The 7,675-nt window shown below is 45.3% G+C and carries 8 protein-coding genes; 4 read left to right on the top strand and 4 right to left on the bottom strand.

Annotated elements, in window-relative coordinates; genetic code table 11:
• Positions 1 to 160, top strand: a 160-nt coding sequence (locus R7041_RS22035) for a 50S ribosomal L9 C-terminal domain-containing protein (RefSeq protein WP_318128711.1), incomplete at its 5' end; no start/stop codon positions are given.
• Positions 161 to 237: 77 nt separating this feature from the next.
• On the opposite strand, the gene R7041_RS22030 is transcribed toward R7041_RS22035, so the two are convergent.
• Positions 238 to 1,002: a DUF481 domain-containing protein gene (locus tag R7041_RS22030; RefSeq protein WP_005381276.1), complete on the bottom strand. Its 765-nt coding sequence runs from the start codon at positions 1,000 to 1,002 to the stop codon at positions 238 to 240.
• A 221-nt stretch (positions 1,003 to 1,223) separates the two neighbouring features.
• On the opposite strand from R7041_RS22030, the gene R7041_RS22025 reads away from it, so the two are divergent.
• Positions 1,224 to 2,624, top strand: a complete 1,401-nt coding sequence (locus R7041_RS22025; RefSeq protein ID WP_005382759.1) for a replicative DNA helicase — start codon at positions 1,224 to 1,226, stop codon at positions 2,622 to 2,624.
• Between the two features lie 13 nt (positions 2,625 to 2,637).
• Positions 2,638 to 3,714 carry an alanine racemase gene (gene alr / locus R7041_RS22020; protein WP_031777284.1) on the top strand — a complete coding sequence of 359 codons (1,077 nt, stop codon included), beginning with the start codon at positions 2,638 to 2,640 and terminating at the stop codon, positions 3,712 to 3,714.
• Between the two features lie 38 nt (positions 3,715 to 3,752).
• Here alr and R7041_RS22015 read toward each other — a convergent pair whose 3' ends face one another.
• On the bottom strand, positions 3,753 to 4,172 hold the full coding sequence (locus R7041_RS22015) for a secondary thiamine-phosphate synthase enzyme YjbQ (protein WP_206949728.1): 420 nt from the start codon (positions 4,170 to 4,172) through the stop codon (positions 3,753 to 3,755).
• A 306-nt stretch (positions 4,173 to 4,478) separates the two neighbouring features.
• On the opposite strand from R7041_RS22015, the gene pgi reads away from it, so the two are divergent.
• Positions 4,479 to 6,131, top strand: a complete 1,653-nt coding sequence (gene pgi, locus R7041_RS22010; protein WP_005381270.1) for a glucose-6-phosphate isomerase — start codon at positions 4,479 to 4,481, stop codon at positions 6,129 to 6,131.
• Positions 6,132 to 6,230: 99 nt separating this feature from the next.
• Here pgi and R7041_RS22005 read toward each other — a convergent pair whose 3' ends face one another.
• Together R7041_RS22005 and zur are read right to left on the bottom strand one after the other, a co-directional pair.
• Complete coding sequence (locus tag R7041_RS22005) at positions 6,231 to 6,692, bottom strand: chemotaxis protein CheX (protein ID WP_005381269.1); 462 nt, start codon at positions 6,690 to 6,692, stop codon at positions 6,231 to 6,233.
• A gap of 9 nt (positions 6,693 to 6,701) precedes the next feature.
• Positions 6,702 to 7,166: a zinc uptake transcriptional repressor Zur gene (gene zur / locus R7041_RS22000; RefSeq protein ID WP_005381268.1), complete on the bottom strand. Its 465-nt coding sequence runs from the start codon at positions 7,164 to 7,166 to the stop codon at positions 6,702 to 6,704.
• Positions 7,167 to 7,675: the final 509 nt, after the last annotated feature.

Below are 7,675 nucleotides of genomic sequence, written 5' to 3'. Positions count from 1 at the left end.
CATCGCTGACGCTATCACAGCTGCAGGCGTTGAAGTTGCTAAGAGCGAAGTTCGCCTTCCTGAAGGTGCTCTACGTAACACTGGTGAGTTCGAGATCAGCGTTCAACTTCACTCTGAAGTTTTCGCAACTGTGAACCTACAAGTTGTTGCTGCTGAGTAATTCAGTATCAAGACGAAATACTAAAAAGCACCTCCTCGGAGGTGCTTTTTTTATTTCTAAAACTGAGAGAAAAAGGGTTAAAAAGCGAAAAGTAAATTAACGGAAAATACGCTGTCCGCTTTGCTTAAGCCTTCAGGCACTTTATCGTGATACTGACGAGAGTGCGCCAGTTTCAGTGCAATATCTTCAGTAATATCATTGGTTACACTGAGTTCACTATCAGTACGTGTGTTACTTCTACCTGTTACCAACGTAATATCAGCTGCGAAACTTAAATTATCCAACGCATGCCAAGTTGTGTTGATATTTCCTCGAAAAATGCCTTCTCTAACGATATCGGGAAAGACAATATCGTCATCATCTATTTCGTCTAAGTTTGGCTCTTGATAGCGAAAACCAGGGCCTACTTCTACCTCTAAAATGAAGTTCTCAGTGTAGGAGAACTGGTAACCCAAACCACCTGACAACGTATAGTCTTTAAAATAAGCACTGTAGCGAGAATCCACCCCTTTAAAGCTGCCATACAAATACGTCTTAGGGCCTAACTTGTAGTCACTCTGTAGGGAGTAGGTGGATGAGCGTTTGTCTTCTTCACCGTCTTTGTACAAGTTGTAGTACTTCCATTCACCATTAGAACGGTGTCGACCTGACGTATATTCAGCACTCAAACGAGCATTCAGGGAACGAGAGTCCGTGTTACCTGTGTGAGCTTGATAGCCGAACTCCACCTCGGTTTTTAGTGGGTCGGGTACATCAATATTTTGCTCTGGCTGTACTGATTCGTCAGCATACGATGCACTAGCGCACAGTAGGCTAAAGCTAAGTAACCAGTATCGGGACACATCAACCTCGAACGTAATCAAAAAGGAGGGGCATGATACTGATACAGATATTTGGTTGGGTCAATGGTAGGTTAATTTTTATTAGAGCTAGGCGGAAGAACCAGGCTATTACCCGGGTGGTTCACATGATGATTTCTTAACAAGTAATTGTCTCTTCGGGGAAGCATCTCAGTTAGGTTAAGGTTATAATCGTGGGTCAATAGTAGTTATCGAGCAAAGTCATGGCGGAAAACAGAAATCGCAAACCTTCAGACAGTCAGGTCGACGCAATCAAAGTGCCACCTCACTCACTAGAAGCCGAGCAATCAGTAATTGGTGGTCTTTTACTGGATAATGAACGTTGGGACACCGTTGCCGAACGTGTTGTGAGCAGTGATTTCTATAGTCGTCCACACCGCCTGATTTTTGAAGGTGTAAAAACCATTCTTGAAGCGGGTAAACCTCTCGATCTTATTACTTTATCGGAATATCTAGAGCGTCACGAGTTGTTAGAAGATGTAGGCGGTTTTGCTTACCTTGCTGACTTGGCGAAGAATACGCCAAGTGCAGCTAACATCAATGCGTATGCTGATATTGTCGCTGAGCGCGCGATTGTTCGTGGCCTTATTGGTGTCGCGAATGAAATTGCGGACGCGGGCTATGACCCTCAAGGTCGCAGTTCTGAAGATTTAATAGACATGGCGGAGAGTAAAGTTTTTGCTATCGCCGAGTCTCGAACTAGTGAAAACGAAGGACCACAAAACGTCGACAACATCCTCGAAAAGACGTTAGAACGTATCGAGTTGTTGTATAAAACGCCACAAGATGGTGTTACCGGGGTCGATACCGGTTTCACAGATCTCAATAAGAAAACCGCAGGTTTGCAAGGCTCTGATTTGGTGATTGTCGCTGCGCGTCCATCGATGGGTAAAACGACCTTTGCGATGAACTTGTGTGAAAATGCAGCCATGCAACAAGAAAAGCCCGTACTTATTTTCTCGTTAGAGATGCCAGCTGAACAGTTGATGATGCGTATGTTGGCCTCTTTGTCTCGTGTTGACCAAACCAAGATCCGTACGGGTCAGCTAGATGACGAAGATTGGGCGCGTATTTCTTCTACTATGGGTATCCTGATGCAGAAGAAAAATATGTACATTGATGATAGCTCTGGACTAACTCCGACCGAAGTGCGTTCGCGCGCTCGCCGTATCGCTCGTGAACATGGCGGTCTGTCGATGATCATGGTCGACTACCTTCAGTTGATGCGCGTGCCTTCGTTAACCGATAACCGCACTCTTGAGATTGCTGAGATCTCGCGCTCTCTTAAGGCGCTGGCAAAAGAGCTAAATGTGCCTGTTGTGGCACTGTCGCAGCTAAACCGTTCCCTAGAGCAACGTGCGGATAAACGACCAGTAAACTCGGACTTGCGTGAATCCGGTTCCATCGAGCAGGATGCTGACTTGATCATGTTCATCTACCGTGATGAGGTTTATCACCCAGATAGTCCGTACAAAGGTACGGCCGAAATCATTATTGGTAAACAGCGTAACGGTCCTATCGGTTCTGTTCGCCTCACTTTCCAAGGTCAACATTCGCGTTTCGACAACTACGCGGGTCCTGCATTCGATATTGATGATGAGTAATCCCATGAGCTATATGAAAGCGGCCAAGGCGTGCATTGATTTGTCTGCGTTGCAGCACAACTTACAGCGCGTAAAAGCTCAAGCGCCACAAAGTAAAGTGATGGCTGTCGTCAAGGCCAATGGTTATGGTCACGGATTACGTCATGTCGCAAAACATGCTAACCATGCGGATGCGTTTGGCGTGGCTCGCATTGAAGAAGCATTGCAACTGCGCGCTTGTGGAGTAGTAAAGCCGATTCTATTGCTAGAAGGTTTTTACTCTCCTGGTGATTTACCTGTTCTTGTGACGAACAACATCCAAACCGTGGTGCACTGTGAAGAGCAGCTTATCGCCTTGGAGCAAGCAGACCTTGAAACTCCGGTTGTCGTGTGGCTGAAGATTGACAGTGGCATGCACCGCCTTGGGGTTCGTCCTGAACAATATGACGAGTTTGTAACGCGGCTGAAGGAGTGTCCAAATGTAGCGAAACCGTTGCGTTACATGAGCCACTTTGGCTGTGCAGATGAGCTGGATAGCGATATTACCCCACAACAGATTGAGCTGTTTAAATCGTTGACTTCTGGTTGCCAAGGGGAACGTTCACTGGCGGCATCTGCGGGGTTATTGGCATGGCCTCAAAGCCATTTAGATTGGGTTCGTCCGGGTATTATCATGTATGGTGTGTCGCCATTCGATGACAAAACGGCGCAAGATCTTGGGTATCAGCCTGTCATGACACTTAAATCCCACCTTATTGCGGTACGTGAAGTGAAGAAGGGCGAAAGTGTTGGCTATGGTGGTATTTGGACCAGTGAGCGAGATACAAAAGTTGGGGTCATCGCTGTAGGGTATGGCGACGGTTACCCAAGAAGTGCTCCAAACGGTACGCCGGTGTGGGTTAATGGCCGTAAAGTACCTATTGCAGGTCGAGTTTCCATGGATATGCTGACGGTCGATTTGGGACCAGACGCAACGGATAAAGTCAGCGACGAAGCGATTCTTTGGGGGAAAGAGCTCCCAGTAGAAGAAGTGGCGGGTCACATTGGTACGATTGCGTATGAACTCGTGACTAAGCTAACGCCTCGCGTCGAGATGGAATACTCCAAATAAACAACGAAAGGCTAACCCAAGGTTAGCCTTTGTTTTATCTACTCACCGTTAATCGTAGCAATAACGCGGCGGCCGCCACCAAAGTCTCGATGCTCACCCAAGTAAATACCTTGCCATGTTCCTAAAGCTAATCGACCATTTTGGATTGGTACCGTCACACTACTGCCAAGCAGTGATGCTTTAATATGTGCCGGCATGTCGTCGTCACCTTCATAGGTGTGCTGATAATAAGGAGCACGCTCTGGCACAAACTTATTGAAGTGCGCTTCCATGTCCATACGCACGGTTGGATCAGCATTCTCATTTAAGGTCAAACTGGCGGAGGTGTGCTGAATAAATAAGTGTAATAAACCTACTGAAAGTTCGTTTATTTGTGGTAATTGTTGTTCAATTTCATCAGTTATCAGGTGAAAACCGCGCCTTCTCGCTTTTAATTGCAGTGTTTTTTGTGCCCACATACGTGTTCCTTTGGAAATTTATAAATTGGCGTCTATCCTATTCCAATTAGAGCCTGTCATTAGTAAATGATATGATTCTTGTCATCGTAAATGAATTGTTCAATTTCAGGGCAGGGAACGTGACCTAACTCAATGTGAGTGTAAAAGCTCTCGGTCATAATTGGCGCCTGAAAAAAAATTACAAAGACTTGTTTTGTGGCAATTTGCCCAAACATCTAATTTATATTCTATTTGCTAAATCGGGGATTCCACAGTTTTCGCTAGACTGTAAGGAATGGAACCTACTGTAACATCGGGATAAAGACCATGTTGAAAAATATCAATCCAACGCAAACACAAGCTTGGAAAGCGCTAACGGCGCATTTCGAATCTGCACAAGATATGGATCTTAAAGAGCTGTTTGCTCAAGACGCAGCGCGTTTCGACAAATACTCTGCACGTTTCGGCTCAGACATCCTAGTCGATTACTCAAAGAACCTCATCAATGAGGAAACTCTGAAGCACCTGTTTGCTCTTGCGAAAGAGACCGAGCTGAAATCTGCAATTGAAGCGATGTTCAGTGGTGAAGCGATCAACCAAACAGAAGGTCGCGCTGTTCTTCACACTGCACTACGTAACCGCGCTAATACTCCAGTTATGGTAGACGGCGAAGACGTAATGCCAGCAGTGAACGCGGTTCTAGAAAAAATGAAATCATTCACTGAGCGCGTTATCGGCGGTGAATGGAAAGGTTACACAGGCAAAGCAATTACTGATATTGTGAACATCGGTATCGGCGGTTCTGACCTTGGCCCTTACATGGTGACGGAAGCTCTAGCGCCATACAAAAATCATCTAAACCTTCACTTCGTATCTAACGTTGATGGTACACACATCGTTGAAACGTTGAAGAAAGTTAACCCAGAAACGACGTTATTCTTGATCGCGTCTAAGACGTTTACAACGCAAGAAACCATGACTAACGCGCACACTGCTCGTGATTGGTTCCTAGAATCTGCGGGTGATCAGGCTCATGTGGCTAAACACTTTGCTGCGCTTTCAACAAACGCGACAGCCGTGTCTGAATTTGGTATCGATACAGCGAACATGTTTGAATTCTGGGACTGGGTTGGTGGCCGTTACTCACTATGGTCTGCGATCGGTCTATCAATTGCACTAGCAGTAGGTTTCGACAATTTTGTTGAGTTGCTTGATGGTGCTCACGAGATGGACAAGCACTTCGTATCAACAGATCTAGAAAGCAATATTCCAGTGATTCTTGCTTTGATTGGTATTTGGTACAACAACTTCCACGGTGCGGAGTCAGAAGCTATCCTACCTTACGATCAGTATATGCACCGTTTCGCAGCGTACTTCCAGCAAGGTAACATGGAGTCAAACGGTAAATACGTTGACCGTGACGGCAATGCTGTAACTTACCAAACTGGCCCAATCATTTGGGGTGAACCAGGTACCAACGGTCAGCACGCGTTCTACCAGCTAATTCACCAAGGTACTAAGCTTATCCCATGTGACTTCATTGCACCTGCAATTAGCCACAACCCAGCTAGCGATCATCACCAAAAACTGATGTCTAACTTCTTCGCGCAAACTGAAGCTCTAGCGTTTGGTAAAAATGAAGAAACCGTGAAAGAAGAGTTGGTGAAAGTAGGTAAGAATGCTGAAGAAGTGGCAGCGATTGCGCCATTCAAAGTGTTTGAAGGTAACCGTCCAACAAACTCTATTCTAGTGAAGCAAATCACGCCTCGTACGCTAGGTAACTTGATCGCAATGTACGAACACAAAATTTTCGTACAAGGTGTTATCTGGAATATCTTCAGCTTTGACCAATGGGGCGTGGAGCTAGGTAAACAACTGGCTAACCAAATCCTACCTGAGCTTGCAGACGAGTCTCAAATCAGCTCGCATGACAGCTCAACAAACGGTCTAATCAACGCATTTAAAGCGTTCAAAGCTTAATGTTTGAATAGATAAAGAAAAGGTCAGCAAATGCTGACCTTTTTATTGCCTGAGGCAAAAACAAAATAGGTTGGCCAGTGCCAACCTATTCTTTCTCTTTTATTCGAAGCAAATTTCGATAAAGGCATTTCCCCATTGGGAAGAGAAAGGCATGATAATAATTGAGCCTTCACACTTGTGGCGAATCGTATGACCTCGGCCCGAAACCACAACCGGTGTTGCCATATCAAAGTCAAAACCACTTTCCGCCAGAATGCGTTTCGCACCACCAGTAACCATGTTGGTGATCTCACCCACCATATCGGTCACTTCTTCATTGAGCCCATTTGGACGTTCACCAAGCATGTTCTGCATGATTTCTAGGGCGAGTGCTTCATCAAAGGTGATCGACATTGAACCACGAGTTTGTGGGCCTACCATACCAATCAGACCAGAAACGTCACCTCGTGCGATCTCATCTTTTTTGATTCGCGGTTTTTGTGGCTTCAGCTCAAGAGAAGCCATAGTTTTTAGCACGTTCATTAAAGAAGCTAAAAACGGGTTTACAAATTCAGCGCGCATAACGTTCTTCTATACTTTTTCTTTCGTCTCGGAGGAACAGGCCTGGCATTCACCATGAGTTTCAATAACTTGGTTGGTCAGTTTGAATCCATGCTTCTCGGCGTTTTCGGCTAACAAGGATATCAGCGTCTCATCTTCGAGTTCAACGACATCACCACATTTATCGCAAATTAGTAATTGGAAAAAGTGCTGCTGAGTATTGAAAGAACAACAAGTAATAAAGCTATTTGTCGATTCCACTCGGTGGATGAAGCCTTGTTCTAGGAGAAAATCTAATGCTCGATAAACAGTGGGCGGCTTAGCCTGAGGCTCACTCTCTTTTAGTTGCTCCAATAGCTCATACGCACTTGAGGCGCGGCGATTAGAACAAATGAGTTCAAATACGCGTCGGCGTTGCGGAGTCAGTCGTACTCCACGCTCTGCGCAGATACTTTCAATTTGTTCAATGATTGTTGGGTTCAAACCTTTCACCATAACTATCGGACGTGCTCTATGATAAATCATTTCTATACGAAGTTCGTTTAGAAATGCTTCATTTTACCCACTATCAGAACGAAAATCATGAATTAAAGCAAGTCGGTGGTGGTGTGAAGGCGGAATAATCATCACAGAATGAATCAACGAATGACAGATTCGTATTACTTCTGCGTATTCCTAAGCACTTGGCTAGTCAGCCAACCAAATCATTCTCGCTGAAACTAGCACCCAGAGGTGCTTGGGTATACAATACCCGACTTATTTTTTGAGCGTACTGCTGCGCTCGACCTTGGCAACATAAAAACGGGTGTTTATATCATGACTCATTCTTGCAGGCTCTCCGTAGCACCAATGCTCGATGGGAGTGATTGTTTGCTTAAGGCTCTGAAATAATTTTGTTTTTTCTTTTTGAGGGACACATAGGGGGGCCACGGAAAAATCATGAACATCCCCGTCAATAAAGGCTCGCCAGAACCTTCAAAAGGTACTCAGAATCCATCGCACAC

The sequence above is a fragment of the Vibrio sp. 1751 genome (assembly GCF_033339895.1).
Classification (GTDB): Bacteria; Pseudomonadota; Gammaproteobacteria; order Enterobacterales; family Vibrionaceae; genus Vibrio; species Vibrio alginolyticus.
The sequence above is the reverse complement of the archived record's forward strand: the minus strand, read 5'-3'. Positions and strand labels throughout refer to the sequence as shown.